The sequence below is a fragment of the Paenibacillus validus NBRC 15382 genome, from assembly GCF_004000985.1.
Lineage (GTDB): Bacteria > Bacillota > Bacilli > Paenibacillales > NBRC-103111 > Paenibacillus_G > Paenibacillus_G validus.
In genome coordinates, this window is sequence record NZ_BIMH01000023.1 from 21,147 (window position 1) to 39,097 (window position 17,951).

10 protein-coding genes are annotated in these 17,951 nt (G+C 51.0%); all 10 read left to right on the forward strand.

Annotated features, from left to right (window positions below; genetic code table 11):
• Positions 1–597 precede the first annotated feature (597 nt).
• The 10 genes from PVA01S_RS15710 to PVA01S_RS15760 all read left to right on the forward strand — a co-directional run bounded on the left by PVA01S_RS15710 (position 598) and on the right by PVA01S_RS15760 (position 17,920).
• The gene (locus PVA01S_RS15710) at positions 598–2,073 is read left to right on the forward strand and encodes a protein adenylyltransferase SelO (protein WP_054797585.1); all 1,476 of its coding nucleotides are present in this window, start codon (positions 598–600) and stop codon (positions 2,071–2,073) included.
• A 198-nt stretch (positions 2,074–2,271) separates the two neighbouring features.
• The gene (gene fosB, locus PVA01S_RS15715) at positions 2,272–2,697 is read left to right on the forward strand and encodes a metallothiol transferase FosB (protein ID WP_127608403.1); all 426 of its coding nucleotides are present in this window, start codon (positions 2,272–2,274) and stop codon (positions 2,695–2,697) included.
• Between the two features lie 1,059 nt (positions 2,698–3,756).
• A complete protein-coding gene (locus tag PVA01S_RS15725) occupies positions 3,757–4,962 on the forward strand; it encodes a HupE/UreJ family protein (protein WP_127608405.1) in 1,206 nt (401 codons plus the stop codon).
• Between the two features lie 14 nt (positions 4,963–4,976).
• Positions 4,977–10,643 carry an S-layer homology domain-containing protein gene (locus PVA01S_RS15730; RefSeq protein WP_164751857.1) on the forward strand — a complete coding sequence of 1,889 codons (5,667 nt, stop codon included), beginning with the start codon at positions 4,977–4,979 and terminating at the stop codon, positions 10,641–10,643.
• 253 nt (positions 10,644–10,896) lie between these two features.
• Complete coding sequence (locus PVA01S_RS15735) at positions 10,897–11,913, forward strand: LacI family DNA-binding transcriptional regulator (protein WP_127608407.1); 1,017 nt, start codon at positions 10,897–10,899, stop codon at positions 11,911–11,913.
• A gap of 145 nt (positions 11,914–12,058) precedes the next feature.
• The gene (locus PVA01S_RS15740) at positions 12,059–13,381 is read left to right on the forward strand and encodes an ABC transporter substrate-binding protein (protein ID WP_127608408.1); all 1,323 of its coding nucleotides are present in this window, start codon (positions 12,059–12,061) and stop codon (positions 13,379–13,381) included.
• A 94-nt stretch (positions 13,382–13,475) separates the two neighbouring features.
• On the forward strand, positions 13,476–14,777 hold the full coding sequence (locus PVA01S_RS15745; protein WP_127608409.1) for a carbohydrate ABC transporter permease: 1,302 nt from the start codon (positions 13,476–13,478) through the stop codon (positions 14,775–14,777).
• Between the two features lie 11 nt (positions 14,778–14,788).
• Positions 14,789–15,616, forward strand: coding sequence for a carbohydrate ABC transporter permease (locus tag PVA01S_RS15750; protein WP_127608410.1), 828 nt, complete (start codon positions 14,789–14,791; stop codon positions 15,614–15,616).
• 33 nt (positions 15,617–15,649) lie between these two features.
• A complete protein-coding gene (locus PVA01S_RS15755) occupies positions 15,650–16,996 on the forward strand; it encodes a sulfatase family protein (RefSeq protein WP_127608411.1) in 1,347 nt (448 codons plus the stop codon).
• Between the two features lie 345 nt (positions 16,997–17,341).
• Positions 17,342–17,920: a TetR/AcrR family transcriptional regulator gene (locus PVA01S_RS15760; RefSeq protein WP_230876057.1), complete on the forward strand. Its 579-nt coding sequence runs from the start codon at positions 17,342–17,344 to the stop codon at positions 17,918–17,920.
• The last annotated feature ends 31 nt before the right edge of the window (positions 17,921–17,951 follow it).

The following is a 17,951-nucleotide window of genomic DNA, read 5'->3' on the forward strand; positions in this document are numbered from 1 at the left end:
CAAATTTGCAGTTAAAGATTTTATTGCTGACAAAAATACGGATGCGTGGATTGAAACAGGAATTGCGTTGAGTTGAAATTATCGAACGTTGTCCGTCGCATCCTATACGGATGCGTGGATTGAAACGTGAGCACCCGGGTTGACAACGTGCTGGATGCCGTCGTCGCATTCTAGGCAAGATGTAGGATTCGACCATTTTTAGGTTTGACTGTGAGGGCCTCTTTGTTATGAATTAGTTTACCCTATCAATAGATGCGGCTAGATTGTATGTTGTTTCCGTACGTCTCATGTGGAGTGTGTTGATTGAAAGCCAATAGCCCTTGTATTAAGCGGTATACAGGGTTTGAGCCTGTATAATTTCGCGTAATTGGTATTGCGCGTAGGAATAGAGGGGGAATGATTTCACTACTAAATAATATTTATAAGGCGCCATCTTTGTGTAGAAAGGGTATAATAAATTGGAAGAAGTATACACTAACAGGGCCTGTCTTGTGTTAATCTGGAAACAAAAAACTAAAAAATGCAATAGAATGCCAATGATTTTTGTCCATGTAAAAAACTAGGATACAAAAAGACTGAAGAAGAACAGGAGATACGATGACAAAGGGAAAAGAAATAATAGAGACAGGATGGAACTTCGACAACAGTTATGCCCGTCTGCCGGAATCATTTTTTACCGTCACCAACCCAACCCCAGTACGCTCACCGAAGTTGATCATTCTCAATAATCCGTTGGCAACATCCCTGGGGTTGAACGTCCAGGCGCTGCAAAGCGAAGATGGCGTAGCGGTGCTTGCCGGCAACCGGATTCCCGAAGGTGCTTTGCCTCTTGCTCAAGCTTACGCGGGGCATCAATTCGGGCATTTTACCATGTTAGGGGACGGCCGGGCTCTGCTGCTTGGCGAGCAGATCACTCCCTTCGGTGAGCGGGTTGACATTCAGCTTAAGGGTTCAGGTAGAACGCCATACTCCCGTAGGGGTGATGGTCGAGCGGCACTTGGACCGATGCTGCGCGAATACATCATCAGCGAAGCCATGCATGCGCTTGGTATTGCGACTACCCGCAGCCTAGCGGTGGTGACAACGGGTGAGTCGGTAATCCGTGAAACCGACCTGTCTGGCGCAATTTTGACTCGCGTGGCTGCCAGTCATCTGCGCGTCGGCACCTTTCAATACGTTTCAAAATGGGGCACTGCCGAGGATCTCCGGGTCCTGGCTGATTATACATTGCAACGACATTTTCCAGACGTTGACGCTGCCCAGAATCGCTATCTTTTCCTACTTCAGGAAGTGATTAAGCGTCAGGCCGTGCTGATTGCCAAATGGCAGCTGGTTGGCTTTATTCACGGGGTGATGAACACCGACAACATGGCCATTAGTGGAGAAGCCATTGATTATGGTCCTTGCGCCTTCATGGATGCCTATGACCCGGCAACGGTATTCAGTTCCATTGACACTCAAGGCCGCTATGCCTATGGCAATCAGCCGCATATTGCCGCGTGGAATCTCGCGCGATTTGCTGAAGCGCTATTGCCGCTGCTGCATGAAAATCAGGAGCAGGCTGTCGAACTGGCCCAGGATGCGATTTCAAATTTTACGGAGTGGTATCACTTGAATTGGCTCGCGGGAATGAGAGCAAAACTGGGGATATTTAACGAAGAGATAGAGGATGAATCCCTTATTGAAGACCTGCTCAGTATGATGCAAAAGTATCGTGCGGACTATACCAATACCTTCCGCTCATTAACTTTTGATACGGCGGAGGATACGGTTCTGTTTACGACCCCGGAATTTGCTCAGTGGCACGAGCTGTGGCAGGCGAGATTAGGCAGGCAGCAGGAAACGAAAGCCTCCTCGCATCAGTTGATGCGGAACAGCAATCCTGCGCTAATCCCTCGGAACCACCGGGTAGAAGCCGCACTAGAAGCCGCAGTGAAACAAGGAGACTACAGCGTGATGGAGCGGCTTCTTGATGTTCTTTCAAGCCCTTACGCGCATTCCCCCGAACAGGCTGATTACTCGACACTGCCTGCGCAATCAAACCGTCCTTACCGAACCTTTTGCGGCACATGATAATAGAAGCGTTAGGGATGGTTCTTTCTGCTATGGATCACTGCACGAACTCACACAGTATCGTAATGAATGACCAAAAAAGGCAGTCCAAAGCTGTCTTTTTTGCATTTTAAAAAGGCCAGCAGGCTTTTTGAATAGATGCATCGTATGATGTCATGTATAAAAGCATGATTATATGAAGGGGAGGGGTTTAACAAAATGGAAATCAAAGGATTAAACCATATCACTATCTCCGTATCTAACCTTGAGAAATCAATCTTATTTTATGAGCAAGCGCTTAAAGCGAAACTTATGGTTAAAGCAGAAAAGATGGCTTATTTTGATTTACATGGTATTTGGCTTGCTTTAAATGTACAAATGGATATTCCAAGAAATGATATTCATTCATCGTATACCCACATAGCTTTTACAGTAGATGAACATGATTTTGAACATATTGAACAGCAACTTAAGAATCAAGGTGTAAGTATCCTGGATGGGCGTAATCGTGATGAAGCAAGAGAAGGAAAATCAATTTATTTTACGGACCCTGATGGACATAAATTTGAATTTCACACTGGAAATTTGCAAAAGCGAATCCAATATTATAAGGATGAAAAGAAAAACATGACATTCTATATATAATCATGTGTGAACAAAAGAGTAAGTTTCATTTACAAGCAGATGCCGCGGCAGTTTGCTTGTTTTATTGAAGTAACGTGGTACTTCAGTGCTCCAATGTTTGCGACCCTTGTTGAAAGTAATTCTAATATGTCCACTTATTCCCTGAATATTCGTAATATTTCCATCCGCCGATTGGGGCAATCTACTGGTGGAGGTGTGAACAAACAAAATGAGAAAGATCTTGGTACTGGTCCTATTGGGCACATTGGTTTTTGGAAATTCGCCGGCGGAAGTTTACAGTTTGTCGTATGAAATGCAAGAGGAAGTCAAACCGTCGGGTACTGTTGAGCCTTTTAAACGGGGCGGATATCGTTCGCCTCGGGGAAGCTATAATCCCGGGATCGGGAGCCCCGGCCGTACAACTCCTGCTAGACCGGATAATGCGGTACGTAATCCAGCGCCTCCGAGAACGACGCCATCTCCGCGAACCGGTTTTGGTGGATTTTTTGGCGGACTATTCGGTGGATTAGCTTTGGGGACGATTCTAGGATCACTGTTCAATCCATTTGCCGGTTTTTCGCTCGGGTTTCCTTTGCTTTCACTGCTAAGCCTCGCTTTATGGATCGTTGTTATTTTTACCGTCGTTCGACTAATTCGCAAGTCACGGCGCAATGGATATTAATTTTACAACCGCTCACCGTCAAGGAACCCGAAAGGGCCCTTGCGAATTATTAGGTCAGTCAGAAACTTCTGATTGGCCTATTTCCTTTGGTGCTTTAAATTGGGAGAAGGGTGTACCCCCTTAGAGAAACCTGCGGGTAACATCTAGCGTGTTGGCGTGCGGTCGTAATAATGGGATGGTATAGGGAGTTGATCCCCTTGCCCCGTTCAACTGCATGAGTCATGCCCAGTTGCTCTTCATTTGAAGGGCTTTTTGTCGTGAGGAATCGATTTTTGTCGGTTCTTCATAATTTCTTAACGCTGCGTTAACATCGAGCGAACATAAATGACTACAATTTAATTAATGAACCGCCTGCTGCTAAAGAGTTGGACACAAAGAAGGGAGGTTGATCATGTTAAATGATGCTCGCGAATAGGTACGGTCCCATTTACCGTAGAGGGCTGGCGGCTGTTGTTCTGCTGTTGGCGATGGGTTTGGGGCTATTTCTTCCGCCCGGCGCGGAAGCACATTTCACCTCTACCGGGTATTCGGATATCACCGTCAAGGAACAGGAGCTTCAATATTTGCTTTCCTTTGGCGAGCATGATCTGATGGAAGCGCTCAAGCTTGATCAGGACGGGGACGGAAAGCTTTCCGAACAAGAATTAAGCGATGCGTCGGAAAGCTTGAAGGCATTTGTGAACGACGGACTGATTGTGACAGGGGACGGCAAGGTCGGACAAGCCGCGATCAAACAGGTAAAGAAAACGCTGCGGGCCAAAATGCCAATGGTCGAACTCGATTTGGTGTACGCGTTTCCCGGCAAGGTTGAACGCTTTCAGGTGCAGTACGGGTTCTTTTACAACGGAACGAACTCGGACCATCGAAGCTTCGCAACGATTCTTCTGGGTGGACAAACCGTCACTCAGGTGTTGAACCAGAACAACGCCATCCTGCAAATTCAAGGCTCTTCGCAGACGCAGGAGAGCGGGCAAGCGGGGGCGGCAGAGGAGAAGACAAGCTTCAAAGGCGTGCAGCCGGCCTCGCAAGGCTCCGCTTCCAACCCTTGGTACCTGACGCTCATGGAGTACGTGCGGATGGGGATGGAGCACATATGGGGCGGGGCCGATCATCTTTTGTTCGTCGCCGGTCTTATTGTTGCCACGCGAAACCGGAAGGAGGTCGTCCGCCTAATTACGGCTTTTACCGTGGGTCACAGTGTGACCTTGGTTTTGGCCGCATTGGAGTTGGCCTCATTGTCGCCGATTCTTGTTGAACCGCTCATCGCCCTTAGCATTGTATATGTAGCGATGGAGAATCTAAATTGGACCCGGAAGATCCCGATGAACCGGACGACGCTGACGGCGCTGTTTGGACTCGTTCACGGCTTCGGGTTTGCCGAGATTTTGCAGGGAACGCTGGCCGGTCACATTGCACTGCCCTTGTTCTCCTTTAACCTTGGGGTAGAGCTCGGTCAGCTTGCGGTGGTAGCGATTGTGCTTCCCTTGCTGTGGGTGTTTCATCGAAGCCTGAAGAAAGCCTACGACCGCTGGCTTCCAGGCGCCTCGGGTTTGATCGGCTTATTCGGCGTCTTCTGGTTTATCGAACGCGTATTTTCAATATAAAGGAGAAGCGAATGGTGAGAAGCATACGTAAGTTGTTGAAAACATACATATCAGCCGTGGCGGCTGGCAGTTTGCTGCTAAGCTGTTTGTCACCCTTTGGACCCGTTGCTGCAGTTGCGGCGGCAGAGTCGAGCGCGCCGGTGCTGCTCGTGACGGAAATTCATCCGAATAATACGGGGGATGACGATTACGAGTTTATTGAAATCTATAATAACTCTGATCGGACGCTTAAGCTAAACGATTATTCTGTTAGGTACTATTATCCCTCAGATGGATCTACGATTCCGTTCCAATTCCCTGAGGTGTCGCTGCCCTCTGGGCAAACGGTTGTTCTTTGGTACAACAAGAGCGCGAAGACGGTCGCAGACTTTAACTCCAAGTACGGAACGTCGCTTAACCCCGATCAGATCGCAGAAATTACCGGGACCGGTTTTACCGGACTGGCGAACAGTGGCAGCCGCGGCGTGGTCATTCGAGACGCGGCCGCCAACGAGATCACAAGAGCGATCTACGTCACAGAAGACATTGGCACCGGATTAGGCGTTTATTATAGATCTCCACTAGCGGGAACGGAACAAGCGAAGCTTGCCGTCCTGCAGGCGCCGACGCCAGGGACGCTTTCCCCCGGTCAGGTTCCGGATACTCCGGTGCACCTGCCGGATAACGAGCCGCCGGTCATCACGCACACGCCGGTAACGGCTGCAAATGTGGAGAACGATGTAATCATCACGGCGAGCATTACGAATCCGGAGGATACGGTCGCTGGGGCCACCTACAACGATATTGTAACGGCGGCGGTATACTATAAATCGATTTCGGAACCGACCTTCTTATCTGTACCGCTTGTAAAAATGACGGGTACCGACTTCAGCGCAGCGATTCCTGGAACAGAGCTGAAGGAGGCGCAGCTTCAGTACTATATTCAGGCTAAGGACAGCGCCAATACTGTAAAAACAGATACGTATACGGTGCAGATTGCAATGCCGGATATCGACTTCAATGCGCTGCCGCCGTTAATGGTTACCGAGCTTGTGCCCGATTCGACGAACGTAGGGTCGGCTGACGGGTATGAGTTTATCGAGATTTATAACAACTCCGACAAGGACGTTAACTTTAAAGATTATAAAATTTATTATCGTTATACAGACTCCGGTCCGGACGCCGATGTCGTTTGGCCGACGGACGTAGAGGACTTCATCCTTCCAGCTAAGCAAACGATGGTATTCTGGATTATCAACGCGCAGAACCAGTCCAAAACCGTCGCTGATTTTAACGCGATCTATGGCACGAATCTGCAGGAAAACGTGAACATCATGAAGATGCGCAGTGACGGGATGGCCAACGGTGGCAAGCGGGGCATCGTCATTGCCACGAACACCCACAAAGAGATATCGGTTGCGCTCTACGACAACGACGAAGAAACGGAGGCGAACAAAGGCATCTTCTATAAGTACGCCGCCAACGGCGCCGCTACGATGATCAAGTACAGCGCGGGTCTGGAAGCGGCGACGCCGGGTACGGTAGCCGGCCATCAAGTGCCGCTCCTTCCGGTGATGCTGCCTGTGGATACGACAGCACCGACGATTGAAGTCTTGACGGGAAAAACGGAGGTGGAGCAATGGCAGGATGTCGAGCTCGTTGCGGATGCCAAGGACGATCAGGGCGTGAAGACGGTAGCGGTCTTTTACAAAACGGATCAGCAGTCTGCGTACACCAAGCGTTACCTGAAAGAGAGCTTCAGCGATACGATGTATCATCACAAGGTCTTTTCGCCAGAGCTGATCGGACGGACTTATGTTGACTATTACTTTGCAGCTTCAGACGGCACGAATACGACTACAAGCCCGACGTATCGACTGCTTATTACCGGAGGCTTGGATACATCGCCGCTTCGAATGAACGTGAAGGACGGAGACACGTTATCTGGCCGGTACTTGTTGAAGACTACGTCGCAGTCGGCCGCCCCGAGCGAGCTGAGCGTCGCGATTGATAACGAGCCGGCCGCCCCTACAAGCATTGCGCTGGAGAATGAGGCGTATTTCGCCTTTGATGTGACCGCGGTCAATTATTGGTTCAAAAATGCGGTGACCGACGGGCAGGAGATTCTGTTCACGTTCGATGATACGATTAATGATTGGACGACGTTAACCGTTCCGATCAACCCGGACCGTTTGGGAATCGGGGATAATGTCCTTTCCATTCGGGCAGGCTCCAAAGCCTCGCCGTTTGATACTCGGCAGGAAGAAAACAAGGACGATTTCCAGGTGAAGAACATTCGCCTTGTTCTCGCTGACGGAACGGAGCTGTATGATGACCGTTATACGGACCGCGAGCAGGAAATCAAGATGGGGGACAGCAGTGGCAGATTCCCGGTGATCGATTTCAAGTTCCACATTACGGAGGAGAAGTTTAGATCAAAGGCTTATGAATGGGATACGACAAAGTGGGCCGACGGAAGTTACACCGTCAAGGTTATCCAATCGGGAGGCGGGGAACGCACGGCCACCGTCAATGTGGACAACACGGCTCCATCCATTCAACCAACGGTGGTAGAAGGAGAGACGTATAAAGGACCGTTTATCATTGATGCAGCCGTTAGCGATGCTTCATCCGGTTTGGAGAAGGTGGAGACCCGGCTCGACGGCGCGCCTATTACGTTCCCGTATGCCACCTCCTCTTCCAAGCTGCAGCCCGGGGAGCATACGCTGATCATTCAAGCCAGCGATAAGGTGGGGAATCGTTCGGAATCCAAGATTACCTTCTTTACGCCTAACGAACACCCTTCGCAGCCGGAACTCATCGCGCCGCAGCAGGGCAATGGAACTGCTAAGACCGACGTATCCCTCGCCGTGAAGGTGACCGATCCGACCGGTGATGCCATGAAGGTTTCGTTCTACAAGGGCTACGCGTATGGAGGCGGCGCACCTGGAAAGCTCGCAGGCTATCGGAATACGGTCGATTACGAGCCGCCGAAGCAGCAGGTTCCGGCAGGAGAAACAGCTTTTGGTGAAGCGGACTATATGGCGATTGCGGCCAAGGACGGACAATATGTAACAACGGACAGCGACACGCAGTTCCCGTACCAAAGGTTGCAAGTGCAGCTGGATCCGTCGGTGAAAGCAACCGATACCGTTGAGCTGAAGTGGCAGGGAGCTTCGCTGGAAGGACGCAAAGTAACCATGTACGCATGGGATGAGACCAAGCAGGAGTGGGAGAAGCTTGCCCAACATGTGGCGGGTGCAGAGGATTTTGAGCTGTACGCGACCTTCGAAGCCGGGAAATATGCCCGCTCGCACACCATCGATGTGCTGATTCAGGACGAAATCTCTCCTACGCCCGACGATTATGATTATTCCTTCGTTTGGATGTCGGATACGCAGTATTATTCCGAAAGCTATCCTCATATCTATGAGGATATTGTGAATTGGATTGCGGATAAGAAGGATGAGATGAACATTAAATATGTCATCCACACCGGCGACCTGGTTGATGAAGCGGATAAACCGATACAGTGGCAGCGCGCTTCGGACGATATGGCGGTGCTGGAGAAGGCAGGCGTTCCTTATGGGGTGCTTGCAGGGAACCATGACGTGGATCATAAGCTGGGCGCTTACGATCATTATTGGAATTATTTCGGCGAGGACCGCTTCAAGAAGCAGCCGACCTTCGGCGGGTCGTACGATAACAACCGAGGGCATTATGACCTCATATCGTCCCACGGCAACGATTTTATCGTGCTGTATATGGGCTGGGGGCTTGGCGACAAAGAAATCCAGTGGATGGACGATGTGCTGAAGCAGTATCCGGACCGGATGGCCATCTTGAATTTCCACGAATACCTGCTGGTGTCGGGCAACCGCGCGCCGATTGCCGATAAGGTGTTTGAGCGGGTCGTAGTACCGAATAAAAATGTCATTGCCGTCTTATCCGGGCATTATCATGACGCCGAGCTGCTGGTCGATGAAATCGATGACGACGGAGACGGCGTCAAGGACCGGAACGTATATCAAATGCTGGCCGATTATCAAGGCGGCCCCGAAGGGGGACAAGGATACATTCGGTTAATGCAATTTGATACGGATAACAATAAGCTCAATATTAAAACCTATTCCCCTTATTTGGACGATTACAACTATTACGATCCCGTGGAGTATCCAAACAAGGACGAATTTACGTTAACGCTCGATTTGCAGCCGAAGAAGAAGCGCGTAGCGACCGATTACATGGGCGTTAATGTGTATACGGATCAACGGATTGGCCAGGTGGAGCAAGTCGCGAGCGGCTCCAAGGCTGAAGTCGTCTGGAACCGTCTCCCGGCGAAGACCCTGCAGCAGTGGTACGCTGTCGCGGAGGATGATTTCGGCGGCCGCAGCGTCTCCGGGATTTGGAATTTCAAGACGGGACCAAGCAGCAATTCCGACGATGACGAAGAAAATAATGTCGGTCATGTTGGCTCTGGCCCGCAACAGCCTGCGGGACAACAGCCTGCGGGAGAGCAGCCCAAGCCGGACGAGGACGGCCGTCTGACCGTGAAGCCGACTCGGGAAGGAGCTGCAGCCAAAGCGGAGCTGAAGGCCGAGGAGCTCCATAGCGCATTCATACAGGCGGAAGCGCGAACGGACGGGCAGAAGACCGTTACGGTTAAGCTCGATGCCGTAGAAGGGGTACGGACATATGCGTTGACGCTCCCGTCGGCAGCGTTGATGCAGGATAATCCATCCCGGCGCATCGAGATTGTGTCGGCCGTCGGCACTGTTGTGCTCCCCGGCAATATGCTGACGGGACGTAGCGACAATTCATCCACCGTCACTTTAACGGTAGGCGCTGCCGATCAAGGCCGCTTGAGCGAGCAGGTCCGCGCGTCAGTCGGTGACCGTCCGGTTATTGAGCTGGAGATGAAGGACGGCGACCGGACGCTGGCTTGGAACAACCCGGATGTGAAAGTGAAGGTATCGGTTCCGTACAAGGCAACGCCGGAGGAAAGAAGCAAAAGCGACCATCTGGTCGTCCTGTACATGGATTCGGAGGGTCAGGCCCATGTGATAGCGAACGCCAAATACGATCTGGCTTCTGAAACGATCGTATTCGAGACGACCCACTTCAGTACGTACGCCGTTGCTCTGGTATTCAAATCGTTCGACGACTTGAACGGTCTCGAGTGGGCGAAGCGGCCGATCGAGGCGCTGGCCTCCAGAGACATCATCGAAGGAACGTCCGAGAAGCAATACTCGCCGGCCAAACCGATCACCCGGGCGGATTTTGTAACGCTGCTGGTCAAGACGCTCGGACTCGAGTCGAAGCAAGCGGCAGAAAACTTCAAGGATGTGCAGCCCGGGGATTATTATTACGAAGCGATCGCGGCTGCAAGGAAGCTGGGAATCGCCGAGGGCTCGGGCAACGATACATTCAGACCGAACGATCCGATTACCCGGCAAGACACATTTGTCCTAACCGAACGGGCGTTGAAGGCGGCGGAAGCGCCGATAATTAGCGGTGCGGCTTCGCTCGAAACGTTCGCCGACGGGCAGCAGATTGCCGATTATGCTAAGGAGGCTGTCGCGGGCATGGTGAAGGCTGGACTCATCGAGGGGAGCAATGGGCGCGTTGAACCGCTGGCGAATATAACGCGGGCCGAAACCGCCGTGCTCATGTATCGAATCTTTAAGAAAATAACCGAATAAGCTAAGGAATACAGCGTGTCCTCCGGTAGGACGCGCTGTATTATTTTTTCTTGCCGCCCGAAAGATTTCTTGAATTCCGCAAATTTTTTCAAAAAAATCTTGATATTCATATAATACCTAGTATAATACTTGGTATAAGGATTGAGTTCATATCAAATTTCCCGTTGGTTATCAAAAAAGGTATGGTGGAGCCGGAGCGCCTTTGATATAATGGTCATGAAAAGCTTTTCATGACAAATGACAGGTGAATCCGATGAAATCAACCATAAGAGATGTAGCGCGTATGGCCAACGTTTCTATTAGCACGGTATCCAGGGTATTGAATAATCCGGATCTGGTGGCCAAAGATAAGCGGGAAAAGATTTTGGAGGCGATCGAGCAGCTTAATTATACCCCTAACGCCTTGGCACGGGGGTTAATTCACAAAAGAACGCAGACGCTGGGGGTCATCATTCCGGACATCTCCAACTTATTTTATGCAGAGGTCATCCGCGGGATGGAAGATTCGGCGCATGAAAGCGGAAATAACCTGATTATTTGTAATACGGTTAACGATCAAGCTCGTCGATTGGCAAGCGTGAAGGTGTTAAGCGAAAAGCAGATCGACGGGATCGTCATTACAAGCGAGCCGATTTATCCGGACAGCTATGAACTGTTCCGGCAGTTGAATATACCGATTGTTTTGGCTGCCACGCATAGCTTGGAATACGAGATCCCTTCCGTAAGAGTGAACGACGAGCAAGCTGCGTATGATGCGACGGAGTATCTGATTCGCAAGGGACACAAGCGCATCGGCATGATTAGCGGGTCTACACTTGATCCGATATCCGGATTGCCGAGAATTCAAGGATTCATGAGAGCACTGCGGACACATGGTCTGGAGGCTACACCGGAAATCCGCATTGAATATGCGAACTATCACTTTGAAGAAAGCTACGAAGCCATGAAAAAGCTGTATGCGAAATTCCCTGAGCTGACAGCGGTCTTCGCTTCAAGTGATGAGAGAGCGCTTGGTGCGATATCTTATCTGCACGAGAACCGGATTCAAGTGCCTGAACAGGTTTCGGTCATCGGCTTTGACAACACGAGAATGGCGGGCATGAGCTACCCGAAGCTGACCACCGTTGCCCAGCCGTTGTACCAAATGGGGTTTCAAGCGGTCCGGAAGCTGGATCAGCTCATCAACGGCAAACAGCTGGAGGAGCTGCGCACGTACATGTCGCATTGGATTGAAGAACGGCATTCCGTGAGAGATATCAACATCAATTAGGTGAAAACCAAGTGAGCTAAAGCTCACGATAATCTGAAAAGCTTTTCAGCAAACGTTTCCATTTGTGTTGAAAGGGGTGATACACTTCTGCACGCCGCTCGATAGCTATAATTTCCATGCTCAAACCAAATAGGAGGCCAATCATATGTTGAAAAAAGCTCTGAGCACAACCCTTGTATTCTCGCTGGCAGCTGCTGCGCTGTCCGCCTGCGGTGGATCGAATCCTCAAGACCAGGCACCTGCCCCAAGCAGCACGCCTAGCGCTCCGGCTGCAGAAAATAAGCCGGCCGAGAAGGTAAAGATCGTATTCAGTCAGGGGGCCGACCAAACGGAAGGCACGAAGAAGCTGGTCGCCGCCTTCCAAGCGAAGTTCCCGAACATCGAGGTGGAAGTACGCGATTTCCCGAATGACTCCTCGCAAATGCATGATCAGCTTGTTACCATCCTTGGCGGTAAATCGGCTGAAATCGATGTGATCAATCTGGACGTCGTTTGGCCTGCCGAATTCGCCCAAGCCGGTTTCCTTCTTCCGCTCGACCGGTTGATCCAGGAGGATAAGGTCGACCTCACTAAATATCTGAAGGGCGGCATCGACGCAGGCTATTTCAACGGACAACAGTGGGCTCTTCCGCGTTATAACAATGCGGGGCTGCTATATTACCGCAAGGATATCGTGAAGGAAGTTCCGAAAACGTGGGATGATCTTCTCAAGCAAGCGGAGGCGTTGAAGGGGCAAGGCGGCACCAAATACGGTTTCGTAACCCAAGGGAAGCAGTATGAAGGGTTAACGGTCGGGTTTACGGAGCTCGTCAGCGCCTACGGCGGTAAAATTATCGACGACAAAGGCAATGTAACGGTGAATAGTCCGGAAGCTTTGAAAGGGCTGAAGAAGCTCATTGAGATTCAAAAATCTCAGTCCGTACCAGCCAATTTAAACACCTTTACCGAGAAAGAGACGCTGAATGCCTTCTTGGAAGGCAGCGCGGTGTTTGCCCGTCACTGGCCGGCGTTGTACGCACAGGCCAACGATCCGAAGCTATCCAAAGTTGCAGGCAATGTCGGTATTGCAGCGCTTCCGGCCGGTGACGCCCGTTCAGCAGCAGCTCTTGGCGGCTGGTTGGCGGCTATCAACAAATATTCCAAGCATCCGAAGGAAGCCTGGGAGTTCCTGAAATTTGCGGTCAGCCCTGAAGGGCAAAAAATCATTGCCGTCAACAGCACGCAAACGCCCACATATTTGTCTCTGTTTGATGATGCGGAGGTACAAAAAGCGAGTCCGTTGTTCGCGAGCCGCGACTTTGTCAACGGTCTAAGCAGCGCGATCCCAAGAACAATTACACCGCAATATGCCAAAATTTCCGGCCTGATTCAAGTCGAGGTGTCCAAAGCGATCGCTGGGGAGCAAACACCGGAGCAGGCGCTGAGCAACTTGGAAAGCCAAATCAAGCAAGCTATTGGCAGCAAATAAACACATAATGAGTCTACAGCCTTCAAGGCACACGACTCTTCATTCATTTCGATTCTCGATATAGCTGTGACCGAAGGCGGTGTCTTTCGAAAATATGTTTAAACGAACGGCGTTTACCAAAGAGGCTCGGGTGGCTTACCTGTTGATTATGCCGGCCGCCTTGCTCATCTGTGCGATTGCCATCTGGCCGGTGCTGCGCTCCTTCTGGATCAGCTTATATGACATCCGGCTCAATGATCCGACAAAGTCGGAGATTCATGCGGAGTATGCCCTGAATATGGAGAAGTATACGGAGACCATGCCGATACTTCTTAGAATTCTTGGGGCGGAAGCTGCTGAAGGAGGAGCGGTTAAAGATCACCTGGAGCCGCTGCGGCAGCGCGCGGAGGAGATGAAGAACGAGCTGGAGGCCGATCCGGCCTTTAAAGCCAGATATGAGAAGATTGATCGTCTGCTATTCGATTTTCAGCCGGTGCCGGAAGAGCTGAAGTACTTCGAGCTGGACCGGGAATTGGCGTTGAAGCTGAGGACGGAGCTCGGCGAGATGCTTCAGATCTTAAAGCAAGTGAAAGAGGAGGGCTTGATGAAGCGCCCCGACGATCCCATAGGGCTCATCGGGGCGCTAATGGGGACCTTCATGGAGCCTAACTTTGTCGGCCTGGGCCATTATAAGCGATTTATCGCGGATCCGCGGTTATGGCAATCCATTGGAAATACCTCTTTATTTACGGTGTGCGCTGTATCGATGGAGATGCTATTCGGTCTGTTGATCGCCCTGCTTATCAACCGCTCTTTTCGAGGCCGGGGGCTCGTACGGGCAGCCGTTCTTATTCCTTGGGCGACGCCGACCGCGATTTCCGCCATGATGTGGCAGTTTCTGTACGACGGACAGAACGGCGTGATTGCCAGGCTTTTTACCGAAATTGGCTTGATCTCCGAAATGAGTACGTTGCTATCGACGAAAGCGGGAGCGATGTTCTCGATCGTGTTCGCCGATACATGGAAAACAGCTCCTTTCGTAGCACTGCTGCTGCTCGCCGGGTTGCAGACGATATCCGGGTCGATGTATGAAGCGGCTCAAGTGGACGGTGCGACGCGGTGGAAACAGTTTGTTCATATTACGCTGCCTTCATTGAAAACAACCTTCCTTGTCGCGCTGATGTTCCGTACGCTGGATGCCTTCCGTGTCTTCGATCTCATTTATGTGCTGACGGGGGGCGGCCCGGCGAATTCGACGGAGTCCATTTCGATTTATGCTTACAAAACGATGTTTGCCGAGCTTGATTTCGGAGCCGGCTCCGCGTTGTCTGTCATTGTGTTTTTGTGCATAGCCATCATCTGTATGATCTTTGTGAAGCTCTTGGGCGCTGACATGGTCAGCAAACGCGGAGGTTAGGAGGGGAAACCATGGCGAAAAAATCAGGTCTGCTTTTTTATGTCGGCATAACCATTTTTATTGCAGCGGTCATGTTTCCCTTTTTCTGGGTATTCCTGGCCTCCGTGAAAGAAACCGAGTATTTATATGGGCCGCATGCGTTCGATGTGATCGTGCCGGGCTACACCTTGGACAATTACGTGAGCGTCTTCGTCAACCATCCGTTCGGCCGTTACCTGTTGAACAGCTTGACGGTAGCCGGTTTGACGATGCTTTACAGCCTGTTTGTCGCGTCTTTTGCGGCGTATGCGATTGCCCGTCTTCAATTTTTCGGAAAAACGTTCTTTTTGGGTGTGCTGCTGGCGGTTTCCATGTTTCCGCAGATCGCTACGATTTCCCCGATTTTCCTGTTCATGCAGGCTACCGGGCTGCGCAACACGTATTTGGGACTTATTATTCCGTATACGACTTTTGCGCTTCCGTTATCGATCTGGTACATGACGACGTTTTTTCAAAAAATTCCGTATGAGCTGGAGGAAGCAGCCAAAGTGGACGGCGCCTCGATCATGCAGACGTTCCGCAAAATATTGCTGCCATTGGCAGCGCCAGGATTGTTCACGACGGCGATCATCGTGTTTGTGGACGCTTGGCACGAATTTTTCTTTTCTTTAACAATCAATACCAAAGAAAGCATGATGACCGTTCCAGTCGGCATTGCCATGTTTCAAGGAGAATTCACCTTCCCTTGGGGGGAAATTTCCGCCGCTACCATAACCGTGACGGTGCCGGTCGCGATCCTGGTGCTTCTGTTTCAACGGCAAATCGTATCCGGCTTAACTTCAGGCGCCGTAAAGGAATAATAGCGCGTGCAGCGATATAAAGAGGAGAGCGACATGAAAAAACCAAACATTCTGTTTATGATCTCACACGATACCGGACGTTATTTAGGCTGCTACGGTAAAGGGGTGGAAACGCCCGCCATCGATGCGCTTGCAGAGAAAGGGGTTCGCTTCGACAATTACTTTTGTCCGGCCCCGCAGTGCAGTCCGAGCCGCGCAAGTATTCTTACCGGCCAGTATCCGCATAATAACGGGATGCTCGGTCTTGCACATTTGGGCTTTTCCATACGACCCGAGGTCACGACCTTACCGAAGGAGCTGCAGAAGCTGGGATACGAAACGGCGCTCATCGGCTTTAGCCACGAAACGATCGGCGAACCCGACAGCCGGCTGACGTCCTCGACCTACAAGCTGGGATATGAACGTGTGGAGCCGGTGCCGGGAGATCGTGGACCTCAAGTAGCTGAGCGGGTTGTACAATATTTGCAGGAAAAGGGTGCCTCTGCCGAGGGGAGACCGTTTTTTGCGTCGGTCGGTTTTTTTGAGACACACCGTGATTTTGACGAGTATGAAGCGGTGAAGGACCCCGCGGATCAAGTGACTCCGCCCCCATACTTACCCGATCACCCTCAGGTAAGAGAGGATTTTGCGCTGCTTCACGGTTCGGTGAAAGTACTCGATCAGAGTATCGGCCGCATTCTTCAAGGTCTGGAAGAAGCCGGTTTAAGTAAGGACACGCTGGTCATTTATACGACGGACCACGGGATTGCCTTCCCGCGGGCGAAGGGAACACTTATGGACGCCGGCTTGGAGACGGCCCTCGTCATGTATTACCCGGGTCTGATCGAAGGCGGGAAGGTCGTAAAAGAACTGCTCTGCAACGTGGACTTGATGCCAACGCTGCTTCAGCTCGTTGGCGGAGACATTCCGCAAGAGCTGGACGGGACAAGCTTCCTCGGATTGTTCAAGCCGGAAGCCAGCGCTGTAAGCCGTGACCATTTCTTCGCGGAGCTGACCTGGCATGACTTGTATCATCCGATGAGAGGTGTTCGTACGCAGCAGTACAAGTATATCCGCAATTTCGAGGACGGCCCTTCCGTGTACTTGCCGCTTGATATTCATCGGAGCTTATCAGGCGAAATCGTGCGGGACGATTATTACGTTCCTAATGCTTTAGAGGAGCTCTATGATTTGGAGGCAGATCCGTTGGAGCGTCATAATTTAGCTGCAAATCCCGACTACGCGAATGTTCTTCACGAGTTGCGGGGTAAAGTGGATGCCTGGATGAAGGAAACGCAGGACCCGCTGCTATCCGGCCGCGTCGCGGGATGGCCGGCCCCGGAATGGCAGGAGCAATTGGATAACGGCTCGGCGTATGCTTCGGAGAAGCGTTCGAAATGATCGCCATGAAGGGATAGAACGTACGTTACATGTGATTGCTCAGAAGCTGCGAGTCAAGCTCTATTGGGTGGTTCATTCTCTGGAATGAGCCTGCCTGATAGGGCTTTCGCCAGTTGCCCCATAAATTTCATGGCATCAACAACAGTATCCGGCGACAAGCCTGAGCTTTCCGGATGAGACAGATGAGGGGTGAAAATATTAGTATTGACAAATTCCAAGTAAGTCTATAAGATATAAAATTATATAAAACTGACTGACTAGTCAATCTTGAAGGAGTGTGTATTTGTTATTACCAACGATAACGATAAAAGTGCTTCAAAGCGGGATCTGCGCCGGGAACAGCTTTTGGCAATTGCGGTCGAGCGGTTTGCCAAGCATGGGTACCACAATACGAAGATATCCGATATTGTTGCCGATGCCGGCGTGGCGCAAGGAACGTTCTATTGGTATTTCAAGAGCAAAGAAGCGATCGGTCTGGAAATCATACGTTCCGGCCGGGAACGGCTGCTTCAAGTGATTGCGAAAGGCTACCGCAGCCAAAGCGGTTCCGTTTCAGAGATGGTCGAAGGCTCGCAGCGTCTCTTGAAGGATATTTTTCAATTTGCCGATGAAAACCGGTATTTTATGGAGCTGCTGCTAACCGGAGGTGAGGATGAATCGATTCGAAGAGCCTCTAAGGAAACGCGTATCGACATGGAGGAGGCGTTCAGGCGCAATATTGAAAGAGCGACTGAACTAGGGATGCTGCCCGGGTCAATGAATTTGCATATGCGTGCGGCACTATTAGTGAGTCTCATCGAAGGAGTTATAGCCCGTTGGCTGTTCGGACCGATCCATCCGAATTCCGACTTGGCACGCCTTACGGCGGAAGAACTGGCGGCTGAGACGGTGCGATTCGAATTTTTCGGCTTATTAGGGATCTAAGCAAATGAAGGCCCCTATTAATAGCCTAATA

Bases quoted from the DNA above. Each gene is read 5' to 3' on its own strand.
- PVA01S_RS15740 (WP_127608408.1), top strand. From the start codon at position 12,059: ATGTTGAAAAAAGCTCTGAGCACAACCCTTGTATTCTCGCTGGCAGCT.
- PVA01S_RS15750 (WP_127608410.1), top strand. From the start codon at position 14,789: ATGGCGAAAAAATCAGGTCTGCTTTTTTATGTCGGCATAACCATTTTT.
- PVA01S_RS15745 (WP_127608409.1), top strand. From the start codon at position 13,476: ATGTTTAAACGAACGGCGTTTACCAAAGAGGCTCGGGTGGCTTACCTG.
- PVA01S_RS15710 (WP_054797585.1), top strand. From the start codon at position 598: ATGACAAAGGGAAAAGAAATAATAGAGACAGGATGGAACTTCGACAAC.
- PVA01S_RS15735 (WP_127608407.1), top strand. From the start codon at position 10,897: ATGAAATCAACCATAAGAGATGTAGCGCGTATGGCCAACGTTTCTATT.
- PVA01S_RS15725 (WP_127608405.1), top strand. From the start codon at position 3,757: ATGATGCTCGCGAATAGGTACGGTCCCATTTACCGTAGAGGGCTGGCG.
- PVA01S_RS15755 (WP_127608411.1), top strand. From the start codon at position 15,650: ATGAAAAAACCAAACATTCTGTTTATGATCTCACACGATACCGGACGT.
- fosB (WP_127608403.1), top strand. From the start codon at position 2,272: ATGGAAATCAAAGGATTAAACCATATCACTATCTCCGTATCTAACCTT.